General features: G+C 61.5%; 24 protein-coding genes and 1 other annotated feature. Of the genes, 11 read left to right on the top strand and 13 right to left on the bottom strand.

The window, feature by feature from the left end; translation table 11 throughout:
* Positions 1-5: 5 nt before the first annotated feature.
* Positions 6-488, bottom strand: a complete 483-nt coding sequence (gene nusB / locus ABIE40_RS06755) for a transcription antitermination factor NusB (RefSeq protein WP_112718754.1) — start codon at positions 486-488, stop codon at positions 6-8.
* Positions 485-946 (bottom strand): 6,7-dimethyl-8-ribityllumazine synthase, encoded by a 462-nt coding sequence (gene ribH / locus ABIE40_RS06750; RefSeq protein ID WP_112718755.1) that lies wholly within the window; start codon positions 944-946, stop codon positions 485-487. The genes nusB and ribH overlap by 4 nt, the downstream gene beginning before the upstream one ends.
* 335 nt (positions 947-1,281) lie before the next feature.
* Here ribH and ABIE40_RS06745 point away from each other — a divergent pair, with 335 nt between their 5' ends.
* From ABIE40_RS06745 to ABIE40_RS06735, 3 genes are all read left to right on the top strand, one after another.
* Positions 1,282-1,644: a hypothetical protein gene (locus ABIE40_RS06745; protein ID WP_112718756.1), complete on the top strand. Its 363-nt coding sequence runs from the start codon at positions 1,282-1,284 to the stop codon at positions 1,642-1,644.
* A 111-nt stretch (positions 1,645-1,755) separates the two neighbouring features.
* A complete protein-coding gene (locus ABIE40_RS06740; protein WP_199628793.1) occupies positions 1,756-2,259 on the top strand; it encodes a cupin domain-containing protein in 504 nt (167 codons plus the stop codon).
* A gap of 18 nt (positions 2,260-2,277) precedes the next feature.
* Positions 2,278-2,811, top strand: coding sequence for a GNAT family N-acetyltransferase (locus tag ABIE40_RS06735; RefSeq protein ID WP_199628794.1), 534 nt, complete (start codon positions 2,278-2,280; stop codon positions 2,809-2,811).
* Here the strand turns inward: ABIE40_RS06735 and ABIE40_RS06730 are convergent.
* The 5 genes from ABIE40_RS06730 to ABIE40_RS06710 form a co-directional block, all read right to left on the bottom strand.
* Positions 2,774-3,394, bottom strand: a complete 621-nt coding sequence (locus ABIE40_RS06730) for a riboflavin synthase (protein WP_130282716.1) — start codon at positions 3,392-3,394, stop codon at positions 2,774-2,776. The genes ABIE40_RS06735 and ABIE40_RS06730 overlap by 38 nt on opposite strands.
* Positions 3,394-4,680: a bifunctional diaminohydroxyphosphoribosylaminopyrimidine deaminase/5-amino-6-(5-phosphoribosylamino)uracil reductase RibD gene (gene ribD / locus ABIE40_RS06725; protein WP_199628795.1), complete on the bottom strand. Its 1,287-nt coding sequence runs from the start codon at positions 4,678-4,680 to the stop codon at positions 3,394-3,396. The genes ABIE40_RS06730 and ribD overlap by 1 nt, the downstream gene beginning before the upstream one ends.
* A gap of 3 nt (positions 4,681-4,683) precedes the next feature.
* Positions 4,684-5,160 carry a transcriptional regulator NrdR gene (gene nrdR / locus ABIE40_RS06720; RefSeq protein ID WP_112718761.1) on the bottom strand — a complete coding sequence of 159 codons (477 nt, stop codon included), beginning with the start codon at positions 5,158-5,160 and terminating at the stop codon, positions 4,684-4,686.
* A gap of 9 nt (positions 5,161-5,169) precedes the next feature.
* Entirely contained in the window at positions 5,170-6,468 is a 1,299-nt protein-coding gene (gene glyA / locus ABIE40_RS06715; RefSeq protein ID WP_199628796.1) for a serine hydroxymethyltransferase, read from the bottom strand.
* 212 nt (positions 6,469-6,680) lie between these two features.
* A complete protein-coding gene (locus ABIE40_RS06710) occupies positions 6,681-7,988 on the bottom strand; it encodes a L,D-transpeptidase family protein (protein ID WP_199628797.1) in 1,308 nt (435 codons plus the stop codon).
* Positions 7,989-8,421: 433 nt separating this feature from the next.
* Between ABIE40_RS06710 and ABIE40_RS06705 the strand changes: the two genes are divergently transcribed.
* Positions 8,422-9,129: a hypothetical protein gene (locus ABIE40_RS06705; protein WP_199628798.1), complete on the top strand. Its 708-nt coding sequence runs from the start codon at positions 8,422-8,424 to the stop codon at positions 9,127-9,129.
* Between the two features lie 106 nt (positions 9,130-9,235).
* On the opposite strand, the gene ldtR is transcribed toward ABIE40_RS06705, so the two are convergent.
* Together ldtR and ABIE40_RS06695 are read right to left on the bottom strand one after the other, a co-directional pair.
* Positions 9,236-9,751: a transcriptional regulator LdtR gene (gene ldtR / locus ABIE40_RS06700; protein WP_112389587.1), complete on the bottom strand. Its 516-nt coding sequence runs from the start codon at positions 9,749-9,751 to the stop codon at positions 9,236-9,238.
* Positions 9,752-9,881: 130 nt separating this feature from the next.
* On the bottom strand, positions 9,882-10,319 hold the full coding sequence (locus ABIE40_RS06695; RefSeq protein WP_199628799.1) for a DUF6163 family protein: 438 nt from the start codon (positions 10,317-10,319) through the stop codon (positions 9,882-9,884).
* A gap of 132 nt (positions 10,320-10,451) precedes the next feature.
* Here ABIE40_RS06695 and hemB point away from each other — a divergent pair, with 132 nt between their 5' ends.
* The 3 genes from hemB to ABIE40_RS06680 all read left to right on the top strand — a co-directional run bounded on the left by hemB (position 10,452) and on the right by ABIE40_RS06680 (position 12,939).
* Complete coding sequence (hemB, locus tag ABIE40_RS06690; protein WP_199628800.1) at positions 10,452-11,465, top strand: porphobilinogen synthase; 1,014 nt, start codon at positions 10,452-10,454, stop codon at positions 11,463-11,465.
* Positions 11,466-11,536: 71 nt separating this feature from the next.
* Positions 11,537-11,995: an RDD family protein gene (locus ABIE40_RS06685; protein WP_199628801.1), complete on the top strand. Its 459-nt coding sequence runs from the start codon at positions 11,537-11,539 to the stop codon at positions 11,993-11,995.
* Positions 11,996-12,162: 167 nt separating this feature from the next.
* Positions 12,163-12,939 carry an arginyltransferase gene (locus ABIE40_RS06680; protein WP_199628802.1) on the top strand — a complete coding sequence of 259 codons (777 nt, stop codon included), beginning with the start codon at positions 12,163-12,165 and terminating at the stop codon, positions 12,937-12,939.
* A gap of 70 nt (positions 12,940-13,009) precedes the next feature.
* On the opposite strand, the gene ABIE40_RS06675 is transcribed toward ABIE40_RS06680, so the two are convergent.
* Both ABIE40_RS06675 and parC read right to left on the bottom strand, forming a co-directional pair.
* Positions 13,010-13,468, bottom strand: coding sequence for an SRPBCC family protein (locus ABIE40_RS06675; RefSeq protein ID WP_112718770.1), 459 nt, complete (start codon positions 13,466-13,468; stop codon positions 13,010-13,012).
* 167 nt (positions 13,469-13,635) lie between these two features.
* Complete coding sequence (parC, locus tag ABIE40_RS06670; RefSeq protein WP_199628803.1) at positions 13,636-15,894, bottom strand: DNA topoisomerase IV subunit A; 2,259 nt, start codon at positions 15,892-15,894, stop codon at positions 13,636-13,638.
* A 217-nt stretch (positions 15,895-16,111) separates the two neighbouring features.
* On the opposite strand from parC, the gene ABIE40_RS06665 reads away from it, so the two are divergent.
* On the top strand, positions 16,112-17,299 hold the full coding sequence (locus ABIE40_RS06665) for an aq_1923 C-terminal domain (RefSeq protein ID WP_199628804.1): 1,188 nt from the start codon (positions 16,112-16,114) through the stop codon (positions 17,297-17,299).
* 55 nt (positions 17,300-17,354) lie between these two features.
* On the opposite strand, the gene ABIE40_RS06660 is transcribed toward ABIE40_RS06665, so the two are convergent.
* On the bottom strand, positions 17,355-18,842 hold the full coding sequence (locus tag ABIE40_RS06660; RefSeq protein ID WP_199628805.1) for a SulP family inorganic anion transporter: 1,488 nt from the start codon (positions 18,840-18,842) through the stop codon (positions 17,355-17,357).
* Positions 18,843-18,910: 68 nt separating this feature from the next.
* Positions 18,911-18,966, bottom strand: a sequence feature (sul1 is cis-regulatory element that is thought to sense ions involved in sulfur or methionine metabolism; They are found in Alphaproteobacteria).
* Positions 18,967-19,075: 109 nt separating this feature from the next.
* Positions 19,076-20,866 carry an aspartate--tRNA ligase gene (gene aspS / locus ABIE40_RS06655; protein WP_130282730.1) on the bottom strand — a complete coding sequence of 597 codons (1,791 nt, stop codon included), beginning with the start codon at positions 20,864-20,866 and terminating at the stop codon, positions 19,076-19,078.
* A gap of 243 nt (positions 20,867-21,109) precedes the next feature.
* Here aspS and ABIE40_RS06650 point away from each other — a divergent pair, with 243 nt between their 5' ends.
* The 3 genes from ABIE40_RS06650 to rnd all read left to right on the top strand — a co-directional run bounded on the left by ABIE40_RS06650 (position 21,110) and on the right by rnd (position 24,152).
* Positions 21,110-22,501: a multicopper oxidase family protein gene (locus ABIE40_RS06650; protein WP_199628806.1), complete on the top strand. Its 1,392-nt coding sequence runs from the start codon at positions 21,110-21,112 to the stop codon at positions 22,499-22,501.
* Positions 22,502-22,783: 282 nt separating this feature from the next.
* On the top strand, positions 22,784-22,909 hold the full coding sequence (locus tag ABIE40_RS06645) for a hypothetical protein (RefSeq protein ID WP_354540981.1): 126 nt from the start codon (positions 22,784-22,786) through the stop codon (positions 22,907-22,909).
* Between the two features lie 97 nt (positions 22,910-23,006).
* The gene (gene rnd, locus ABIE40_RS06640; RefSeq protein WP_112718777.1) at positions 23,007-24,152 is read left to right on the top strand and encodes a ribonuclease D; all 1,146 of its coding nucleotides are present in this window, start codon (positions 23,007-23,009) and stop codon (positions 24,150-24,152) included.
* Positions 24,153-24,193: the final 41 nt, after the last annotated feature.

The following is a 24,193-nucleotide window of genomic DNA, read 5'->3' as shown; positions in this document are numbered from 1 at the left end:
GAAGCTTACTTCCTGGTGTCGCCGCGTACCTGCTTGGCAATGCGGTCGAGAACGGCATTCACCAGCTTCGGCTCGTCGTCTTCGAAGAAGGCCTGGGCGATTTCCATATATTCCGTGACGATGACGGCGACGGGAACGTCCTTGCGATCGGTCAGTTCGAAGACGCCGGCGCGCAGGATGGCGCGGACCGTGCTGTCGAGACGCGACAGCGCCCAGTCGTCCTGCAGGGCAGAGGCGATCAGCGGATCGAGGCGGCGCTGTTCGCGCACGACGCCCGATACGATCGAGCGGAACCAGGACGGATCAGCCTTCAGATAGGTCTCGCCGTCAATTTCCTGGCCGAGGCGATGGGCCTCATATTCGGCGACGATTTCCAGCACGCCGGTGCCGCCGATATCCATCTGATAGAGCGCCTGTACGGCAGCGAGACGCGCAGCGCCCCGCTGATTTGCCGACTTTACCTGGCGCTCCGGAGTTTCGTTGGTCATTCAAGCCCACCCAGTTTCTTCTTCAGCTCGATCATCGTGAGAGCTGCGCGGGCAGCAAAGCCGCCCTTGTCCTTGTCCGAGCGGCGGGCGCGCGCCCAAGCCTGCTCGTCATTTTCGACCGTCAGAATGCCGTTGCCGATGGCAAGGGACTCGCTGACCGCCAGATCCATTATTGCACGCGAGGATTCGTTGGAGACGATATCGAAATGATAGGTCTCGCCGCGAATGACCATGCCGAGGGCGACAAAGCCGTCATACAGCACGCCGCCATTGTCTGCCCCGTCGAGCGCCATGGCAATGGCCGGCGGAATTTCGAGCGCACCGGGAACGGTGACGACGTCGAACGTGGCACCGGCTTCCTTCAGCGCGTGGGTCGCGCCATCGAGAAGGGCGTCAGCCATGTCATCGTAGAAGCGTGCTTCGACGATCAAAATATGGGGAGCATCATCCCGGGCCATGGTTCACCTTCGGTTTTAGAGAGTTCAGCCGTGCAGCAGGCCGCGGTCAAAACACGCCTACGCACGAATGGCAAGCAAATTCCGATCATGGCTGAAATGCAAATCCTGAAATCGCTGCAAGCATATAGCGGCAGGTTATGCTGCACTGCATCAAGGACGGCCTCCGGCCGCCTCGATCATGGCGAAAAGAAGGCAGCAAACGTGAAGAATAATTAACGCGATTTCAGTGACTTAGCCCATTGAAGGGAGAGGTTTTGCGCCCCAATTCCTTTCTCGTAACGCAGACGATCCCCTGCACGACAGCCGACCGTCAGAGCAGATGAAAGGACACTACCATGAACCGCGTTGCTAAGATTGCCATCGTTTCCGCTTTCTCCTCTCTCGCCTTCGTCGGCGTCAGCCGTGCGGAAAACCTGAGTATGAACTCCGCCTCCGGGATCGAGCACACCTTGCGTACGTTCCAGGGCAACGACTTCGCCGTCCAGCAATATCAGGACTGGCGCAACATCGACAGCATGGACCAGTTCGGCCCACGTTCGGCCCCGGTACGCGACGCCCAGGAAGTCCATCAGATCCAGGCCTCGATCGACGCCAACAAGAGCCTTACCCGCAAGCTCGCGGATCAAGGCGTCAGCGTCAGCAATGTCATCAACGCCGAACAGGCGGCGGATGGCAGCATCACGATCTATACCGATTAACAGCAGACGGGCGGCGCGTTCCTCACGCGCCGCCCGTCCATTTCTCGCGTCCCTACTCTTGAAAATTGCATGCGAATGATGGTCTGTTGCGCCCCAAAAGGGAGACGAGACATGCCATCAGAAACAACCAAGCCGGTGATTGACCCCTCCACGCTCGAACTCGAGCACTGGACGCAGGGCAAGCTTTACGAAGGCACCGACATTTCTTTCGGCAAGCTTCTCGGCCTTTCCAATCTCGGCGTCAGCTATAATGAAGTGCCTCCGGGCAAGTCGGGCTGTCCCTTCCACAATCATCATGTCGAAGACGAGCTGTTCATCGTGCTTTCGGGCAGCGGCGAATACCGCTTCGGCGGCGAACGGCATGCGATTTCCAAGGGATCGGTTCTCGGCGCGCCGGCGGGCGGCCCGGAAACGGCGCATCAGATTCTCAACACGGGCAGCGAGCCGCTGATCTATATCGGCGTCTCCACGATGTCGCCGACGGAGATCGTCGAATATCCCGATTCCGGCAAGTTCCTGGCGAAGACCCGCAAGGATGGCGGCTATCCGAGCTTCCGGGTCATCGGGCGCTCGGACGAGAGCCTCGACTACTGGCACAACGAACCCGGCGCATAAGACAGAAAGCGATTTTCAATGCTGAATATTCCGACGATCGAGACGGAGCGCCTGATCCTGCGCCCGCACAGGAAAACCGATTTCGAGGCCTACGTTACCTTCTGGGCTGATGAAGACGTGGTGCGCCATATCACCGGCGTTCCGAGCACGCGCGAACAGACCTGGGCGCGGCTGCTGCGCGCCACCGGCATGTGGCATCATATGGGCTTCGGCTTCCTGGCCATCGAGGAAAAAGAAACCGGCCGCTTCGTCGGCGAATGCGGCTTTCTCGAAACCCGCCGCGAAATGACGCCGTCGATCGAGGGCACGCTGGAAACCGGCTGGGCGCTCTCGCCGTCTTTCCATGGCCGCGGCTATGCGAGCGAAGCGCTGCAAGCGATGATCGCCTGGGCCGAACAGCGCTTTCCCGACATGGAGATGACCTGCATCATCTCGCCGGAAAACGCGCCGTCGATCCGCCTTGCGGGAAAGCTCGGTTTCCGCGAGGTCACCCGCACCGATTACAACGGCGAGATCATTCTGTTTTCGCGGCAGGGAACTCGGCAAGCCTAGCGGCGTAGCGGGCCATGGTATCGACTTCGAAATTGACGAAGTCGCCTGCCTTGCGCTCGCCCCAGGTCGTCACCTCGAGCGTGTGGCGGATCAGCAGCACGTCGAAATCCGTGCCTTCGACGGCATTGACCGTCAGCGACGTGCCGTCGAGAGCGACCGAGCCCTTCGGCGCCACGAATTTTGCCAGATGTTCCGGCGCGCGCAGGCGATATCGGGTCGCGTCGCCTTCGGCGGTCACCGAGAGGATTTCCGCCTTGCCGTCGACATGGCCGGAGACGATATGGCCGCCGAGCTCGTCGCCGATCTTCAGCGAACGCTCGAGATTGATGCGGCTTCCGGCTTTCCAGCCGGCAATCGTCGTCAGCCGCAACGCCTCTTCCCAGGCCTCGACCTCGAACCAGCGGCCGTTGCTGCCTTCGTCCGGCAGGCCGGTGACCGTCAGGCAGACGCCGGCATGCGAGATCGAGGCGCCCATATCGATGGTCGCCGGATCGTAGCTCGTGGCAACGCGCAGCTTGACGCCCTCGTTCATCGGGGAAACGGATTCGATCGTGCCCATATCAGTGACAATGCCGGTGAACATCAAAGCTCTCTTTCGTATTCGTCCATCCGGTCGGGGCCGAATGAAAATGTGCCCCTGTGGGCGAAACCGGATGGCATATCGGTCTTCGTGACCGGCGATTCAATACCATCGGCGCCGATCACCACATCGCCCTGATAGAGCTGGATGCGATCGACGAGACCGGCATCGAGGAAGAGTTTCGCCGTCCGGGCTCCCCCTTCGACGATCAACGAGGAAATGCCGCGGGAAGCGAGCGCCGGGAGCAGGACTTCCGGGTGATAGGGATTGCAATAGAGGACTTCGACGCCGAGGGCTTCGAGGGCGGTGCGGCGGGAGTCGAGGCCATCTTCAGTGCTGGCGGGTGGGATGCCCCCCTCTGCCCTGCCGGGCATCTCCCCCACAGGGGGGGAGATTGGCTGGGGGGATCCGCTCGCTTCAACATCGATTGCTTGGGGAGGCGCCGTCCGCGAGTCGATCTCCCCCCTTGTGGGGGAGATGCCCGGCAGGGCAGAGGGGGGTGACCCCTCGACGGCGGCCAAATCCGAAACCTCTTCCCGTGCCACAACGATCACCGGCACCTGCCGCGCCGTTTGCGCCAGCTTGCCCGTCACCGGCAGCGACAACGCCGGATCGAGCACGATCCGCACCGGCGAGCGATCCTCCTGCCCCGCAATCCGCACCGTCAGTTCCGGATCATCGGCAATCGCCGTGCCGATACCAACGAGAATGGCATCCGACTGTGCGCGCAGCTTCTGCACCTCGGCGCGCGCCGCAGGCCCGGTGATCGCCACCTGCCCCTCGCCTGCACGGCCGATCATGCCGTCGGCGGAAACTGCAAGTTTGAGAGTCACATAGGGCCGCCTCTTCGTCTGCCGGGTGAGATAGCCGGCGAGCGAGCGCCTGCCCTCTTCCTCCAGCACGCCCGTATCGACCTCGATGCCGGCGTCGCGAAGCATGCCGATGCCGCGGCCGGAGACGCGCTCATCGGGATCGGTGACGCTGATGACGACGCGGGAGACGCCGGACGCGATCAGCGCATTGGCGCAGGGCGGCGTCTTGCCGAAATGCGAGCATGGCTCAAGCGTCACATAGGCGGTGGCGCCCTCCGCCCTCGACCCGGCCTCGGCCAGCGCCTGCGGCTCGGCATGCGGGCGGCCGCCAACAGCGGTCGTGCCGCGGCCGACGATCTCGCCGTTCTTGACGACCACGCAGCCGACGGATGGGTTGGTGGAAGTTTGCCCAAGATGCAAAAGGCCGAGGCGGACAGCCTCGGCCATGTAACGTTCATCGTCTGATGCTGATGTCATCGCTCAACTGTCCAGAGTATCGCGGCCAATCTTGGCGTTGATCTCGGAAATGACCTTCTCGAAATCCTCGGCATGCGAGAAATCGCGGTAGACGGAGGCGTAGCGGACGAAGCCGACGTCATCCAGGCTCTTCAGCGCTTCGAGAACCTGAAGACCGATGGCCTCCGAACCGATCTCGACCTCACCGGAGCTTTCCAGACGCCGGACGATGCCGGAGACGGCGCGTTCGATGCGGTCGCGATCAACCGGGCGCTTGCGCAGCGCGATCTCGAAGGAGCGCACCAGCTTGTCACGGTCGAAGGGCACCTTGCGGCCGGTCTTCTTGACGACCATCAGCTCGCGCAGCTGCACACGCTCGAAGGTCGTGAAGCGGCCGCCGCAATCGGGACAGATACGCCTGCGGCGGATGGACGTATTGTCCTCCGCCGGGCGTGAATCCTTGACCTGTGTGTCTTCCGATCCGCAGAATGGGCAGCGCATGCGCTATCCTTAGCCGATGTAGTCGTACATTGGGAAGCGGTTGGTGAGGTTCACCACCTTATCCCGCACGGCGCCTTCGACAGCGGCATTGCCTTCGTCGGAATTGGCAGCCTTCAGGCCGTCGAGAACCTCGACGATCAGGTTGCCGATTTCCTTGAACTCGGCTTCCTTGAAGCCACGGGTCGTGCCGGCAGGCGCGCCGAGGCGGACGCCCGAGGTGACGAACGGCTTTTCAGGGTCGAACGGGATGCCGTTCTTGTTGCAGGTGATGTAGGCGCGGCCGAGGGCGGCTTCCGCACGCTTGCCGGTGGCGTTCTTCTTGCGAAGGTCGACGAGCATCAGGTGGTTGTCGGTGCCGCCGGAGACGACGTCGAGGCCGCCTGCGATCAGGGTTTCGGCAAGCGCCTTGGCGTTCTTGACGATCTGGGCTGCGTATTCCTTGAATTCCGGCTGCAGCGCTTCCTTGAAGGCAACGGCCTTGGCAGCGATGATGTGCATCAGCGGACCGCCCTGGAGACCCGGGAAGACGGCCGAATTGAACTTCTTCGCCAGATCTTCCTCGTTCGTCAGGATGACGCCGCCGCGCGGGCCGCGGAGCGACTTGTGGGTCGTGGTCGTCGCGACATGGCAGTGCGGGAACGGCGACGGATGCTGGCCACCGGCGACGAGACCGGCGATGTGGGCCATGTCGACCATCAGGTAGGCGCCGACTTCATCGGCGATCTCGCGGAAGCGCTTCCAGTCCCAGATACGGGAGTAAGCGGTGCCGCCGGCAATGATCAGCTTCGGCTTGTGGGTGCGCGCCTTCTCGGCAACGTCGTCCATATCGAGCAGGTTGTCGCCTTCGCGAACGCCGTAGGAGACGACGTTGAACCACTTGCCGGACATGTTGACCGGCGAACCGTGCGTCAGGTGACCGCCCGAGTTCAGGTCGAGACCCATGAAGGTATCGCCCGGCTGCAGGAGCGCCAGGAACACGGCCTGGTTCATCTGCGAACCGGAGTTCGGCTGAACGTTGGCGAAGTTGACGCCGAACAGCTTCTTGGCACGCTCGATCGCCAGTTCCTCGGCGATATCGACATACTGGCAGCCGCCGTAATAGCGCTTGCCCGGATAGCCTTCGGCGTACTTGTTGGTCATGATGGAGCCCTGGGCTTCCAGCACCGCGCGCGAAACGATGTTTTCCGAGGCGATGAGTTCGATCTCGTGCCGCTGACGGCCGAGCTCCTTTTCGATCGCGCCGAAGATCTCCGGATCGGTATCGGCAAGATTGCGATTGAAGAAGGTCTGAGTGGAAGCATTGGTCATGGGCGGGCTCCTCAACTGGAATGGCCGCAGCTTTAGCCTTCCGTTTGCGCCAGAGCAATACGAAGAACGACATTTGCTGGGCAATCTACGCGCGGGGTGACCTCCCTCCCTCATTCCTGTGACGAGCACAGGGATGAGGGAGGAAAGGTCTTGCCAAACAAAAAAGGCCGCGCAATCCGCGCGGCCTTTCCAAACTCAAAGAGAACCAGCCCTTACTGAACCGGCTGTTCCGTCGTCGCCGTGGTATCCAGCGCCAGTTCGGCATTGCCGTCCATCTGGTAGATGTCGTCGCGGAACTGGACGATGCCGTCGGGCATGCCCCAGGCGGAGATGTAGACGAAATAGACCGGCACTTCTTCGGCGAGCTTGATCGGCGTGTTGACGCGGCTGGCGATGACCTGCTCCATCTGCTGGCGCGGCCAGCCCGGGGTTTCGCCGAGCAGCCAGGTCGTCAGGTCGCGGACGTTCTGGACGCGCACGCAGCCCGAGGATTCGAAGCGCATGAGCTTGTTGAACAGGCCCTGCTGCGGCGTGTCGTGCATGTACTCGCCGTTCTTATTGTAGAAGTTGATCTTCGTGGACGCCATGGCGTTGATCTTGCCCGGGTCCTGGCGGAAGGTCAGGTTCGGTGCCTTTTCGGCGTTCCAGTCAATGGTTTCAGGCGCGACTTCGCTGCCCTTGCCGTCGATCAGGCGAATGTTGTTGCGCGTCAGGTAGGTCGGGTCCTTGCGCATCAGCGGCACGATGTCCTTTTCGACGATCGAGCGCGGAGCCGTCCAGTATGGATTGAGGATGACTTCGTAGATCTTCGAATTGACGAGGTGCGTCGGGCGGCTCAGGCGGCCGACGATCGCGTTGTGGCGGGTCGCGACGCTGCCATCCTGGACGGCTTCGACGTAAGCGGCCGGAATGTTGACCATGACGTGACGGCGGCCGAGATCTTCGGGGAAGGTCTGCAGGCGGATCAGGTTGGTGTTCAGCTGCTGCAGGCGCACATCGACCGGGATGTTCATCGCCTTCAGCGTGAATTCGCCGATCACGCCATCAGACGGAAGGCCGTGACGGGCCTGGAAGCGCTTGACCGCACCGTCGACATAAGAGTCGAACGAGGACGACATGCCGGCTTCCTGCGGAAGATCGCCGGTGGCAAAGAGACGCTGGCGCAGCGCCTGGACCGACTGATCGGTGACACCGAGCTGCAAGCGCTGATCGGCCGGCGGATTGACGGTCGGCCAGCCGCCGGCAGAGGCGATCTGCTGATACTGGGCGATCGCCTGCTGCATGCTGGAAACGGACTGCGGTCCGAGGATCGGGGTATTGGAAACGATGGCGTTTGCGGTGCGCGATGCGGCCTTGGCATCGAACTGATCATCCCAGTCGCCGCGTTGAGGCGCATTGATCAGCGCATCGACGGCCGTCTGCGCCAATGCCGGGGCGGCCAGTGCGCTGACACCGAACGTTGCCGCGGAGGCAAGAAATGCGCGGCGCGAGAGAGCTTCAATTCCGTTTTTCTTCGTCATAGTCCCAACCACTGAATGCCGCAGCTCTGAGAGGAAAACCGCGGGCTTTGCGAGTCACTGCGCGATAACGCAGACCACTATCATTCCGTTCTGCGGCGCATCACCGATTTTCCGCGTCCAGCCATCACAAGATTGCGAGCCGGAAGCGTGAATGCGTGAACTGCTGTTCGAGGGCGCCGTCTGCTGTGCATTTCCGCTGCCATACCAATATGGCCAATTCGTGTCGCCTGCCCTTCCGGGCACCTACCAGCGGTAGGAGACGGCACGCATCAAACCATAGCAATCCGTAAACGGTGCTGGTTAATAGCGGCTAAAAAACGGCCTGAATACAGGCGATTACGCTTGGCAGGCATGCGTTGCAAAGATGACACGCTGGTGGTGAGTGGCAAGGGAACCAGACGCATGTACTAGGAACGTTTCTGGTGCCCGCTGGGTGATTGACCAGCAGGAACATTTGCAGCACCAAGTTGTAGAGATACTTGGAGCGGGGGAATTCGCGCAAATGATGCTGCACAACGTTGCTGGATGGAAGGAATTAGCTCTGAAGCTAGCTGGCTGGGTTATCTCAGCCGCAATCATCCTTAGCCTTGCGATAGAAATTATCGGCCTTCTGCCGCAATTTGTCGCGCGGGAGGACTACACCGCGATTACGGTTCTCGTGGCCGTGTCGGGAGCCATTGTTGCCATAAGCCAGTTTCGCAGCACGGCCAGAGAACGCGTCCGCACAAGAGCGCGAATGCTCGCGTTTGTTGCTCAGCTTTGCGGCGAGGCTACCAATCTACTGATGCGACCTGTTCCAACTGGCCACATAGGAGAGATTCCCGATCCATGCGTGCTGGAACCTCGGGATATCGCTACGCGCAAACCTCACTTAGATGAGATTGGAAAGGCGCTTTTAGCATTCGATATTAAAGAGCTTCCTAGCGCGGAAGCCATGGCAGCAGTCGTGGAACTCCGTTCGGTTTTGAACCAAGTCGTCGCCTTTCTCGAGGCGCTCCCAGATGGACGCGTGAATTTCGACCACTTCGTTTCTCGCCTGATCTCCGCATCCATTCGGCTCGGAACAGAGCGAGACAAACTGTATCCAACGTATAGCATTGGCAAGTTGTTACTACAGCATCCGGATGTAGAACGGCGTTAGGTCGCACCACAAAAACGGACGTAACGGGGCGCCTTCTCTCGCCCCGTTACGTCCGTTTTGCCACTTTGAATTGTTACCGAGCCATCGGGAATAACGGCTCAGGAACTTAGAGGCGGTACATGATCGAGTCGTTCCAGAAGCGGTCGAGGCGCTGCAGGAGCTTGTTCATCTGGGTGAACTCGTCGGTGCCGATGCCGCCGACCTTGTCGATCGAGGTGATGTGGCGTTCGTAGAGCTTGGCGACCGTCTCGGCGATCTCGGTGCCGGTTTCCGTCAGGCTGATGCGGACGGAGCGGCGGTCGATGCGCGAGCGCTGGTGGTTGATGAAGCCGAGGTCGACGAGCTTCTTGACGTTGTAGGAGACGTTGGAGCCCAGGTAGTAACCGCGGGAGCGGAGCTCGCCGGCGGTCAGTTCCGAGTTGCCGATATTGAAGAGCAGGAGCGCCTGGATGGCGTTGACGTCGCTGCGGCCCTGACGGTCGAATTCGTCCTTGATGACGTCGAGCAGACGACGGTGAAGACGTTCAACAAGATGAAGGGATTCCATGTAAAGATCACGGATGTCCTGATCCTGCTGGTCACGGAAGTTCGATACCGCCTGCGGCTTGATTTTCGTGTTCATGATGACTGCCTCACTGTTTGTTTGGCGGTGTTGGTTTTCTTCCCGCCTTGAGACAGACCCTATCGAATACAAATAAAATTCTACTTAAACTGCAGGCTTAACAGCACCTTACCGAAAACCTCCCGTTGTATCAGGGTAAATCAACGCTTACCTGACGCCGCTGGCGGCGCCGCTCGAACCAGAGCGCGACGCGGAATGCAAGGTACATCACGGCCACCAGAACATGGGTGATGACGATCAGATGATTGGAGCCGAAAGTCTCCGGCAGGAAGCCGTGCATCAACACCTGCAGCCCCGCCGCAAGCACCCAGACGACCGGTCCCCAGGAGACCGTGAGCCATAGCCCCAGCGAGGCGACAGGGAAGACGACGGCGAGCGTCGTGGCCGCCACTTTCCAGGGAAGGCTCAAGAGATCGAAGCGGCCGGCGCCGAACAGCGAGTAGCCGACGAGCATGCCCCAATATTGCAGGCCGAACCAGAAACAGGTGATCGCCACCAGCCTCAGGAAGAGGATGAACATCAGGTCGGTCAGCGTACGCTTCGGCAGGGCCGGAGAATCATTTTCCATGGGGCGGACTTTATGGTTCTGTTCGGTCATTCGCCAGACGTTGCGCGCCGGCGCGGCCAATCGTCCGGTTTGGTTTTCGAAGATGGCATGATAATGAGCGCGCCAGCAAATGGAATGGCCAGGGACAAGACAATGCAGGACAAGACCCACCTCGTCGACGACATCACCGGACACCGCCGCATGCGCCGCAACCGCAAGGCCGACTGGACACGCCGCCTGGTGCAGGAAAACCGGCTGACGGTCGACGACCTGATCTGGCCGGTCTTCGTCGTGCCCGGCAGCGGCATCGTCGATCCGATCCCGGCCATGCCCGGCGTCGTCAGGATGAGCGTCGACAAGCTCGTCGAAGCCGCCAGGGAAGCCGCCGATCTCGGCGTGCCCGCGATCGCCACCTTCCCGAATATCGAGATGGAGCTGCGCGACGAAACGGGTTCGAACAGCCTCGAGGCCAATAACCTGATCAACCAGGCGACGATGGCGCTGAAGAAGCATGTGCCTACTATCGGCGTGATCACCGACGTGGCGCTCGACCCCTTCACCAGCCACGGGCATGACGGGATCCTGCGCGGCGGCGAGATCGTCAATGACGAGACCGTCGAGCAGGTGGCGCGCGCCGCCGTCATGCAGGCCGATGCCGGTTCCGATATCATCTCGCCTTCGGAAATGATGGATGGCCGCATCGGCGCCATCCGCCGGGCACTCGATGCCGCGGGCCACCAGAATGTCGGCATCATGAGCTATGCGACGAAATTCGCCTCCGCCTTCTACGGCCCCTACCGCGAGGCGATCTCGACCGGCGGGCTGCTGAAGGGCGACAAGAAGACCTATTATATCGACCCGGCCAACGGCACCGAGGCGATCCGCGATGCGGCACTCGACGTCGAGGAAGGCGCCGACATGCTGATGGTCAAGCCCGGCCTGCCCTATCTGGATATCTGCTGGCGCATGAAAGAGGCTTTCGGCCTGCCGACTTTCGCCTATCAGGTCTCGGGCGAATATTCGCAGATCAAGGCTGCGGCGATGAACGGCTGGATCGATGGCGAGCGCGCGATGATGGAAACGCTGCTCGCCTTCAAGCGCGCGGGCTGCGACGGCATCCTGACCTATTTCGCGATCGAGGTCGCCCGGGCGCTCGCCAAACGCTGAAAAGCGCGCATCATTGCATCTCCGGCCGCCGACACCATATCAGTGGCATCGTTTCACAAAGGAGACCCTAGATGAGCCTGAACCCCAACCCTGTCTATGCCGCACCGGAAGACTGGCGCGCCTATAGCGGGACGCTCAGCCGGCGGGTATTTGCGTTCATCCTGGATTACATCATCGTCCTGCTGCTGTGCATTCCGGCAGCGGTGGTGCTGTTCTTCCTGTCGATCGTGACGCTCGGCCTCGGCTTCTTCCTTTATCCGGCGCTCTTCGTGCTGGTGGCGGGCATCTATTTCGGCCTCACGGTCGGCGGTCCGGCGCAGGCTTCGCTCGGCATGCGCGCCATGGGCATCCAGATGATGCGCGTCGACGGACGCCCGCTCGATTTCCTGACGGCAATCGTTCACCTGGCGCTGTTCTGGATCCTGAACTCGGTGCTGACGCCGCTGATTCTTCTGGTCGGCCTGTTTACCGAGCGCAGCCGCCTGATCCACGACTTCCTGGTCGGCACCGTCACGGTCCGCACCGCCTGATCGCGGAAATAAAGTCCCCGGCTGGCCTTTGCGGGCCGGTTCGGGGCGCCATATCAAAAAGCTACGACAAAATGATAGCGCGGAGAACCCGGCCGCGCTGTTGACGTTTTTTATTCTTAAGTCATGCTGTCAAGATTGACGGTCACCGAAGGAACCATCCGCGTCAGATGAATACGCAGTCCACGCCATCCCCTCAGTTTTATCTGACGGCACCGGCTGCATGCCCGTATCTGCCGCAGGAGATGGAGCGCAAGGTTTTTACCCATCTCGTCGGCCCCCGCGCCGCCGAAATGAACGATATCCTGACGCAGGGCGGTTTCCGCCGCTCGCAGAACATCGCCTACCGTCCCGCCTGCGAAGCCTGCCGCGCCTGCGTTTCCGTGCGCATCCTGGCGCAGGAATTCCAGCCGACGAAATCGATGAAGCGGGTGCTGGCCAATAACAGCGACCTGATCGCCACCGAATTTCCGGCCCAGCCTTCGAGCGAGCAATATTCTCTGTTCCGCAGCTATCTCGACTACCGCCACCAGCAGGGCGGCATGTCCGACATGACGGTGCTCGACTATGCGATCATGGTCGAGGACACCCACGTCAACACCCGAATCATCGAATACCGCCGGCGCGAGGAAGGCTTGGGCCTCGAAACCCGGCCGCGCGGCGAACTCGTGGCGGCAGCGCTGACCGATACGATGAGCGACGGCCTCTCCATGGTCTATTCCTATTTCAATCCGGAATATGACCGCCGCTCGCTCGGCACCTTCATGATCCTCGACCACGTCAAGCGCACCAAGGCCCTCGGCCTCCCCCATGTCTATCTCGGCTACTGGGTGCAGGGTTCGCGAAAGATGGACTACAAGACCCGCTACCAGCCGCAGGAGCATCTGACGCCACGCGGATGGGAGCGTTTCGATCCATCGGTGTTGGAAGAGAGCGGCGGGGAGTAATGCGGCCCCTGCTCTGCGTGAGCAGCGCGGCACTGCATAACGACAACGCCGCGCCAGCTTTGGCGAAAAGCTAGCTCGCTAGCCGATCGACCTGGTCGACCTCCCGCTCCAACCCTTCCATCACATGCGCCCAGCCCTGGCGGGTCTTTTCCTCGTGAGCCGACCATTCGGAGCACATTTCGTGCGTCAGCGTCAGGCGGCAGCCGCTGCCGAGCGGTTCGAGGTCGATCTGGACGCGGTCGGTGCAGTGGTCGTGATCTTCGACGGAGAAGCTGAAGACCATGCGTTTCGGGCGGTGGAGGTCGAGGAAGATGCCGCTGTGGCAGGCATCGCCGGTCGGGCGGCGGTCGACGACGAGGAAGCGGCCGCCGACATGGGCGTCGATCTCGGCGCGGATCACATGGCCGTCATCGGTGGCGAAGAGGAAGCGCTTGGCGATCGCAGGATTCAGCCAGGCATCATAGACGACGGATGGCGGCGCCTTGTAGCTATGCGTAACGGTGAGTTTGATCTTTTCGGCGGCAGACATTGATTTTTTCCTCCGTGTTTTGGGCTCAGAGCACACCGCAAGGCATTGCCTTGCGGGGCCATTCCGTCCGCCTTTCGGAATGGAGCCGTTCCCAGTTTTTGGTGACAGGACTGAGATAGAGGAAGCGAGCCGCCCGCCAAGGGCGGATCGCCAAATTGTTACCGGTGTCAGCCGGCGAACTTGCCGCTGCGCGGGAAACCCTTCGGAACGGTGCGTCCGGCCGTTGCGCGGTCGGCCAGCCATTCGGCCAGCTCGTCCTTGTTCTTGTTGAACATACGGCCTGCGCTGTCTTCCCATGAGAGGCCCGCATCGATCGCAAAGCAGCGGACGTCGGAGATCCCGCCATCCTTGTAGCGCTGCAGGCGAACGCCCTTGCCGCGGGCCATTTCCGGCACCTGCGCCAGCGGGAATACCAGCATCTTTCGGTTCTCGCCGACGACGGCGACGTGATCGCCACTGACCGGAACGATCAGCTTGGTTTCATCCGGCATCGAGACGTTCATGATCTGCTTGCCCTTGCGGGTATTGGCAGCCATCTCGCCTTCCGCCACCACGAAGCCGTTGCCGGCGGTCGAGACGATCAGCTGCTTGCGCTGGGGATCGTGGACGAAGGCGGTGAGCACGTCCTGATCGTTGTCCATATCGATCATGATGCGCAGCGGCTCGCCATGGCCGCGCCCGCCGGGCAGCTTGTCGCCGCCGAGGGTGAAGGCCTTGCCGCCGGTGGTGACGATCAGGATCTTGTCTGTGGTCTGGGCCGGGAATGCCACCTTCAGCGCATCGCCTTCCTTGAAGGTCAGCGAAGCCGTGTCGGAGATGTGGCCCTTCAGCGCGCGGATCCAACCCTTTTCGGAGACCACGACGGTGATCGGTTCCTTTTCGATCATCGCCTGCTGGATCGCCTCTACGTCGGCTTCCGGCGCATCGGCAAACTGGGTGCGGCGGCGGCCGAGCTCGGTCGCCTTCGCGAACTTCTTCTTCACTTCGCCGATTTCCCAGGCGACGGTTTGCCACTGCTTCTCGTCGGAAGCGAGCAGCGCCTCGATGCCGGCCTTTTCGGCGGTGAGTTCGTCGAATTCCTTGCGGATTTCGAATTCCTCGAGCTTGCGCAGCGAGCGCAGGCGCATGTTGAGGATGGCTTCGACCTGGATTTCGGTCAAATCCCAGCGGGCGACCATCACCGGCTTCGGCTCGTCTTCCTCGCGGATGATGCGGATGACTTCGTCGATATTCAGGTAGGCGATCAACAGGCCGCCAAGAATTTCGAGACGCCTCTCGATCGCGGCAAGGCGGAAGCGCGAGCGGCGCTGCAGCACGTCGCGGCGGTGGTCGAGCCATTCCTTGAGAACCTCGTTCAGCGCCATGACGCGCGGAATGCGGCCCATGGAGAGAACGTTCATGTTCAGCGGGAAGCGGCTTTCGAGCTCCGTCAGCTTGAACATCGATTCCATCAGGATCGTCGGATCGACGGTGCGGTTCTTCGGCACCAGAACGATGCGGACGTCCTCGGCGGATTCATCGCGCACGTCTTCGAGCAGCGGCAGCTTGCGGGCAAGCAGCAGCTCGGCAATCTTTTCGATCAGACGCGATTTCTGCACCTGGAAGGGAATTTCGGTGACGATGATCTGGTAACCGCCGCGGCCGAGGTCTTCCGTCTCCCACTTGGCGCGGGTGCGGAAGCCGCCGCGGCCGGTCTTGTAGGCCTCGACGATGCTGGCGCGGCTGTCGATGATGATACCGCCGGTCGGGAAATCCGGGCCGGGAATAAAGGATTCGACCAGCGTCTCGACCGTCGCGTCCGGATGCTTGATGAGATGCAGGGCCGCATCGCAGAGTTCGTGGACGTTGTGCGACGGGATGGAGGTCGCCATGCCGACGGCGATGCCGGAAGAACCGTTCGCCAGAAGATTCGGGAAGGAGCCCGGCAGAACCACCGGCTCCTCGTCTTCCTCGTTATAGGTCGGGCGGAAATCGACGGCATCCTGCTCGATACCGTCGAGCAGCAGCGCAGTGACTTCGGTCATGCGGGCTTCGGTGTAACGATAGGCGGCGGCGTTGTCGCCGTCGATATTGCCGAAGTTCCCCTGCCCGTCGACCAGCGGATAACGCTGCGAGAAATCCTGCGCCAGACGCACCAGCGCATCATAGACAGACTGGTCGCCATGCGGGTGGAATTTACCGATGACGTCACCGACGATACGGGCGCATTTCTTGAAGGCGGCGTTCGGCCGGATGCCCATCTCGCTCATCGCGTGGATGATGCGGCGGTGGACCGGCTTCAGGCCGTCGCGCACGTCAGGAAGGGCGCGGTGCATGATGGTCGACAGTGCATATGCCAAGTAACGCTCTTCGAGCGCGGCCTTAAGGTCGACCGGAAGGATGCTGTCATCGTCTCCGCCAGAGGGCGGCAAAATCTCTTGTCCCATAGGCCTTGACTAGCCTAGAAGGCTCTCCACGGCAAGGAATCGGGAGGCTTGCGCCTGTGGATGACGTACCAGAATGACATCATGTGGCCATCAAGCATCGGCACGTCATTTGGACTTCGTTTTCTTTGCCTATCAACTAAAATTTAGAGTTCGCATCAATATAACGCGCGTCGACTTCGCAATAGACTAGCCTTAACCGCCACTAGAGGATTTCGTCATGACCTTTTACCGGACCACCCGGCTTATGCTTTCCGGCGCAGCATTCCTGTCGCTCGCCACCAGCGCATTCGCCCTTGATGGCCAGGATCTGCTGAAGAAGCTCAACGCCGCCTATATCGCCCAGGGCGGCACGCTCGTCGCTGACGGCGTCGATGTCGACGACACGACGGTGACGCTGAAGAACGCAAGCTTCAAGCCTGCGGCCGGCGATGCGCTGAAGATCGGCGACATCACCATGACCGGCGTCGAGGAAGACGAAGACGGCGGCTACTACATCGAGGAAGCAGCCTTCCCCGACATCAATGTCAGCGAAGAAGGCACGACGATCTCCGCCAGCGACATGAAACTCGGCGGCATCTCGATCCCGGCCGATGCGACCGGCGACGGCGTCGATTCCATGCTGCTCTACGAGACGGCCCATACCGGCCCGTTCAAGGTTTCGAAGGACGGCAAGGACATCTTCTCGCTCGGCCAGACCGACATGAACCTGACGCTGCGCGAAGACGAATCCGGCTTCGATTTCGACGGCGCCTTCAAGAACATGAAGGCCGACCTGACCGATGCTCCCGATCCGCAGTACAAGGAAGGGATCGAGAAGCTGGCGCTCGAACATGTCAACGGCGACATCACCATGAAGGGCGCCTGGGATCTCGGCCCCGGCACGATCGACATTTCCGAATTCGCCTTCGACGTCACCAATGTCGGCCGCCTAAACCTCGCCTTCAAGATCTCCGGCTACACGCCTGCCTTCATGAAGTCGCTGCAGGAAGCCGCCAAGGCTTCGGAAGCCAACCCGAACAAGGAAGAAGCACAGCAGGCTCTCGGCCTCGCAATGCTCGGCCTGCTGCAGCAGCTTTCGTTCAACAGCGCCGAAGTCCGCTTCGACGACGCCTCGATCACCAAGCGCGCGCTTGAATATGCCGGTTCGAAGCAAAACATGACCGGCAAGCAGATGGGCGATGCGCTGAAGGCAATGGCGCCGCTCGCCGTCGCACAGCTCAACGTTCCCGAGCTGCAGAACGCGATCTCGGCTGCCGTCAACACCTATCTCGACGACCCGAAGAACTTCGCTGTCTCGGCTGCACCGGCGCAGGCCGTGCCGTTCCCGACGATCATGGGCGCTGCCATGGGCGCACCGAACACGCTGCCGAACGTTCTCGGCGTGAAGATCACGGCAAACCAGTAAGGTTCAGCCTCGCTGAAACGAAAAGCCCGGCAGCGATGCCGGGCTTTTTTGTTTGTCAGTGCGAGCCGGTGGAGACCAGTGCTGCATCACCCTTGTCATGCAGGGCAAAGCGTTCGAGCATGTTGGCGCTCGCCTCGTTCAGGCCGCGGACATCGACACCTATACCGCGGCGGCGATATTTCAGGACCACCTTGTCGAGCGCGCCGACGGCGGTGATGTCCCAGAAATGCGCGTCGGTGACGTCGATGACGACTGACGTCACCTGCTCCTCGAAGTCGAAGGCAGCGGAGAAGCTTTCCGCCGAGGCGAAGAAGACCTGGCCATCGACAAGATAGGTCCGGATACCGGCTTCCGCATCCAGCGACGAGCGGACATGGAACAGCTTGGCGACCTTGCCGGCGAAGAACACACCCGACAGGAGAACGCCGACCAGCACGCCCTTCGACAGATCATGGGTCGCAACGACGGTGACGACCGTTGCCAGCATGACCAGCGACGACGATGGCGGGTTGCGGCGGATGTCGAGGATCGAGCGCCAGGAGAAGGTGCCGATCGACACCATGATCATGATCGCCACCAGCGCCGCCATCGGCACGACGCGCAGGATATCGTCGAGCACCAGAAGCAGGATCAGAAGGAAGGCACCGGCCACAAAGGTCGACAGACGGCCGCGGCCGCCGGAGGCGATATTGATGCCGGACTGGCCGATCATCGCGCAACCACCCATGCCGCCGATCAGGGCCGACGCGATGTTTGCAGCCCCCTGCCCGTAGCATTCGGTGTTCTTGTTGCTCTGGGTATCCGTGAGGTCATCGACGATCTGCGCCGTCAGCAGCGATTCCAGCAGACCGACCGCGGCGAGGCCAATCGAGTACGGGAAGATGATCTGCAGCGTCTCGAATGTCAGCGGCACCTGCGGAACGGTAAAGACAGGCAGGCTGGTCGGCAACTCGCCGAGATCGCTGACCGTGCGGACATCGAGCCCCAGCCCGACCGTTGCCGCCGTCAGCACCGCGATCGCCACCAGCGGCGACGGGATGACCTTGGTGACATAGGGGAAGAGGTAAATGATCAGCAGGGCCGCGGCGATCATCACATAGGTCGTCTGCGGCATGCCGATCAGCTCCGGCAGCTGCGCCATGAAGATCAGGATCGCCAGCGAGTTCACGAAGCCGGTCATCACGGAGCGCGACACGAAGCGCATGAGACGCCCGAGCTTCAGCATGCCGGCAATCATCTGCAGGATGCCCATCAGGATCGTGGCAGCGAAGAGATATTGCAGGCCATGCTCGCGCACCAGCGAGCCCATCAGCACCGCTGTCGCGGCAGTTGCCGCCGAGATCATGCCCGGCCGGCCGCCGGCGATGGCGGAGACGCAGGCAATGGCAACCGAGGCGAAAAGCCCGATCTTCGGATCGACGCCGGCAATGACCGAAAAGCCGATGGCCTCCGGGATCAGGGCGAGCGCCACGACGATGCCGGAAAGAATGTCACCACGAATGTTCGAAAACCATTCGCGCTTGTAAGCGGAGAGTTTGTTCATGTCGGATTGTTCACAAGGTTCAGCGCGACCGGACGCAAGTCCGGTTCAACATATTGGAAGATGTTGTGCGTTGTCTGGCGGATCGGCGGCCAGAAGAGCCACCCGGAGTTTCACCGGGTCCGGGGCGAATAGGCAAGCTATAGCCACGAAAAACGCCGGCCGCAAGCTGCGGCCGGCGTCGATACTTGCTGAAGGCAAGAGGCCCGCCGTTGGGCGGGCCTCTCTGAAATCGATCAGTCCTTCTTCGGCTGCGGCATGACGCGCAGCGACAGTTCCATGAGCTGCTTCGGCGTTGCCGGCGACGGCGCGTTCATCAGGAGGTCCTGCGCCTGCTGGTTCATCGGGAACAGCGTGATTTCGCGCAGGTTCTTGGCGCCGAGCAGCAGCATGACGATGCGGTCGATGCCGAATGCGCAACCGCCGTGCGGAGGCGCGCCGTACTGGAAGGCGCGGTACATGCCGCCGAAGCGCTCTTCGACATCCGCCTGGCTGAGGCCGACCAGTTCGAAGGCCTTGACCATGGCTTCCGGCGACTGGTTACGGATCGAGCCCGAGGCGATTTCGAAGCCGTTGCAGACGGCGTCGTACTGGTAGGCTTTGAGCGACAGCGGTTCCTGGGTCTGCAGCGCCTCGAGACCGCCCTGCGGCATCGAGAAGGGGTTGTGCGCGAAGTCGACCTTCTTGTCTTCCTCGCTCCATTCGTAGAACGGGAAGTCGATGATCCAGCACAGCTCGAACCGGTCGCGATCGACAAGGTTCAGGTCTTCACCGGCCTTGGTGCGGGCTTCGCCTGCGAACTTGTAGAACTTCGCCGGTTCGCCGGCGACGAAGAAGGCTGCGTCGCCTGCTTCAAGACCGAGCTGAACGCGGAGCGCCTCGGTGCGCTCTTCGCCGATATTCTTGGCGAGCGGGCCGGAACCGGCGACCTTGCCGTCCTCTTCCTTCCAGAAGATGTAGCCGAGTCCGGGCTGACCGAGAGACTGCGCCCAGGCGTTCATGCGGTCGCAGAATGCGCGGCTACCGCCGGTCTTGGCCGGGATCGCCCAGACTTCGACCTTCGGGTTTGCGGCGATCATGCCGGCGAAGACCTTGAAGCCGGAGCCATCGAAATGTTCGGTGACGGCCTGCATCTCGATCGGGTTGCGCAGGTCGGGCTTGTCGGAGCCGTACTTGCGGATCGCAACGTCATAGGGGATGCGCGGCCATTCCTTGGTGACCGGCTTGCCTTCGGCAAACTGCTCGAAGACGTTGGTGATGATCGGGGCCATCGTATCCCAGACATCTTCCTGGGTGACGAAGCTCATTTCGACGTCGAGCTGGTAGAATTCGCCCGGCAGGCGGTCGGCACGCGGATCTTCATCGCGGAAGCACGGCGCGATCTGGAAGTAGCGGTCGAAACCGGCAACCATCAGCAGCTGCTTGTACTGCTGCGGCGCCTGCGGCAGCGCGAAGAAGGTGCCGGGATGGATACGGCTGGGGACGAGGAAGTCGCGCGCGCCTTCCGGCGAGGATGCCGTCAGGATCGGCGTCGTGTATTCGCCGAAGCCGGCCGAGGCCATGCGGTTGCGGATATCCGAGATGATCTGCGTGCGCTTGACGATGTTCTTGTGCAGCGTCTCGCGGCGCAGGTCGAGGAAGCGGTACTTGAGGCGAACGTCTTCGGGATAATCGGGCTCGCCGAAGATCGGCAGCGGCAGCTCCTTGGCGGCGGCCAGAACTTCGATTTCCTGGGCGTAGAGTTCGATCTCGCCGGTCGCCATGTTCTTGTTGACGGTGTCTTCCGTACGGGCCTTGACGAGACCATCGATACGGATGACCCACTCGCCGCGAACGGCTTCGGCGGTCTTGAAGGCCGGAGAATCCGGATCGGCGACGACCTGAGTGATGCCGTAATGGTCGCGAAGGTCGATGAAGAGAACGCCGCCATGGTCACGAACGCGGTGAACCCAACCGGAAATCCGGACGGTCGAGCCGACGTCCGACTTGCGGAGGGCGGCACAGGTGTGGCTGCGGTAGCGATGCATAATCTCTATTCCCGATGTCTGCTGAGACGGCTGCAAGGGCAAATTTCCACCCTCAAGCGCCGACAAGAAAATCGGGCGGACAAGCGCATGGACGGTCTGATTTGTCAAGACTTGGCGCGAGAGCGGGCCGGTTTCACGGCGGTTTATTACGGCCGCCACTGCGGCAGTTTGGCCGCCATTTGCTTATTGATGAAACCGCCAGTCAACTTTAAAGATGGCACCTATCAGCTGCCGGAGCCTCGCATGCCCCTCCTCACCCGCCGAAATCTGCTCAAAGCCTCAGCCGTCGCCGGTGCTTACGGTGTCGGGATCGGTGTTGCCGGGAAGTTCGGTTTTGCGGAAGCGGCACCCGAGCCGCAGCTGTTGAAGGCGGTCAAGACCGAGGCCGTACTGACGGAGTTCGGCTCGACCAGGGACATCATGACGTGGGGCGACCAGGGCGTGCCGCCGGTATTGCGCATGCAGCGCGGCAAGCCCTATGCGGCGCGGCTGACCAACACTCTCGACGAACCGACGACGATCCACTGGCACGGGCTGCGGATCGACAACAAGATGGACGGCGTGCCGTTCATGACGCAGCCCTACGTCTACACCAATGACAGCTTCGACTATAATTTCACGCCGCCGGATGCCGGCACCTTCTGGTATCACCCGCATTGCAACACGCTGACGCAGATGGGTCACGGCATGACCGGCGTCATCGTCGTCGAGGACGCGACCGATCCTCTCTTCGATGCGGAAGTGGTGCTCAATCTGCGCGACTGGCGGCTTGGCGGCGACGGGCAGTTCATCGCCCCCTTCCGGCCGCGCGATGCGGCGAAAACCGGCACCTACGGCACGGTGCGCACCGCCAACTGGCACCAGGAGCCGCAATATGACGCCCCGGCCGGCGGGCTGGTGCGGCTGCGCATTGCGATCACCGATGTCACCCGCATCTATTCCTTGAAGATGGAAGGCGGCGCGGCCACCGTCATCGCCATCGACGGTAACCCAGTGCCGAAGCGCTTTCCGCTCGATCTGCTGCAGCTCGGCCCCGGCCAGCGTCTGGACCTCGCCGTGCGCATGCCCGACAGCGAAGGCGCGGTCGCGACGCTCGAAGACATCCGCGGCACGACGCCGAAGACGCTCGCGAAGCTGCGCGCCACCGGCCAGTCGCTGAAGCGCGACGTCGCCGATCTCGCAGCACTCGCCGCCAATCCGGTGCCGGAGGCCGATCTTTCCTCGGCGGAGAAAATCCCGCTGGTACTGAGCGCCACCGCCGAGAATGCGCCCGTCGACAGCATCTGCGGCACGCTGGGCTACAGCTTCTGGGCGATCAACAAGGTACCGTGGCCGGGCGACACGGCCGATCCGACGGCGCCGCTTGCCGAACTCAAGCAGGGCAAGAGCTACATCTTCCAGCTTGAGAACGTCACCCCTCACCTGCACCCGATCCATCTGCACGGCATGAGTTTCAAGGTGATCTCGTCCTCGACACGCGAGGTCATGCCCGTGATCTCCGACACCTACCTGATCCAGCCCGACGAAAAGGTCCAGCTCGCCTTCGTCGCCGATAATCCCGGCGACTGGCTGCTGCATTGCCATATCATCGAGCATCAGAAGACGGGGATGACGAGCTACGTCAGGGTTGCCTGAGGCGATTGACCTTTTCAGTCTTTTTCGCAACCATAGCATGCAACGCAGGGGAGGATCGGCGTTGCGTGAAATCGAGCGAACAAAATACCTGGCGAACGCAATAGATAGAGCCTCAACCTCCTGTCTCACAGTTGGCGTGTTCGCTCCGATTGCGGCCGCCCTATACTCGGCGACAGGCACGCTCGCATCGACCATAACCTTCGTGATCGGCGCATTCTGTTGGCTTTTGGCGGCGGTTGCATTACATTTGGCCGGAAGACGCGCACTCAAAGGTTTGCCATCATGAACGGCATCGAAATCTTTGCTTTCATCATTCTGCCGGCCATCGTCGCTGCCGGAGGCTGGATTGCCGTGCTCGCGAACGAGCGCAGCAATCGTATCAAGCATCGCCTTCATCCCGGCGAATAGACACTTCTGCTCAACACGCACCGGTTCAACGTATTGACATATCTCTTCGAAAGGAGAAGGAAGGTTAACCGACCTTTTTCCTTGTGAATGAATTGATATGATCGAAACCACCGCCGATTTGGCGGCCGCGTGCAAAGAGCTGGCCAAGTCTGACTTCATCACGATCGACACCGAGTTTCTGCGTGAAACGACCTTCTGGCCGGAGCTTTGCCTGATCCAGATGGCAAGCCCGACGACAGAAGTCATCGTCGATCCGTTGGCGAAGGGCATCGATCTGACGCCATTCTTCGAGTTGATGGCGAACACCGCCGTCCTCAAGGTTTTTCACGCCGCGCGGCAGGATATCGAAATCATCTTCAACCGTGGCGGGCTGATCCCGCATCCGATCTTTGACACGCAGGTCGCCGCCATGGTCTGCGGCTTCGGCGACAGCGTCTCCTACGACCAGCTGGTCAGCCGCACCAAGGGCGTGCAGATCGACAAGTCGTCGCGCTTCACCGACTGGAGCCGTCGGCCGCTCTCCGAAAAGCAGCTCGATTATGCGCTGGCCGACGTCACGCATCTGCGCGATGTCTATCTCTATCTCAAGGACGAGCTCGCCCGCGAAGGACGTTCCTCCTGGCTTTCCGAGGAAATGGACATCCTCGAAGCGCGCGAAACCTATGATCTCCACCCTGACGATGCCTGGCAGCGCCTGAAGATGCGCCTGCGCAAGCCGCAGGAACTGGCGATCCTGAAATATGTCGCCGCCTGGCGCGAGCGCGAGGCGCGTGCCCGCAACGTGCCGCGCTCGCGTGTGCTGAAGGACGATGCGATCTATGAGATCGCCCAGCAGCAGCCGAAGGATACCGAGGCGCTTGGCCGCCTTCGCACCATCCCGAAGGGCTGGGAGCGCTCCTCCTCCGGCGCGGCCGTCCTTGAAGCCGTCAACGAAGCGCTGGCGCTGCCGAAGGCCGACATGCCGCATGTGCCGCGCCACACCCAGGCGCCCGAGGGGGCCGCTGCCGCTGTCGAGCTGCTCAAGGTTCTGCTGAAGCTGATCTCCGAAAAGCATGGCGTCGCGCCGAAGGTCATCGCCAATAGCGAGGATCTCGACAAGATCGCCGCCGAAGGCGAGAAGGCCGAGGTTTCGGCGCTGCATGGCTGGCGCCGGGAGCTCTTCGGCGAGCCTGCCCTGCAGCTCATCAAGGGCGAAATCGCGCTGCGCTTTGCAGGCCGGAAGGTCGATACCGTCCTTCTCTAATTTACCTGCCTTCGAAATGCCTTGACCGACGCCTACATGGC

The sequence above is a fragment of the Rhizobium sp. OAE497 genome (genome assembly GCF_040546565.1).
In the GTDB taxonomy this organism is placed as follows: Bacteria; Pseudomonadota; Alphaproteobacteria; order Rhizobiales; family Rhizobiaceae; genus Rhizobium.
Note: the sequence above shows the minus strand (reverse complement) of the source record. Positions and strands in the feature narration are given on the sequence as shown.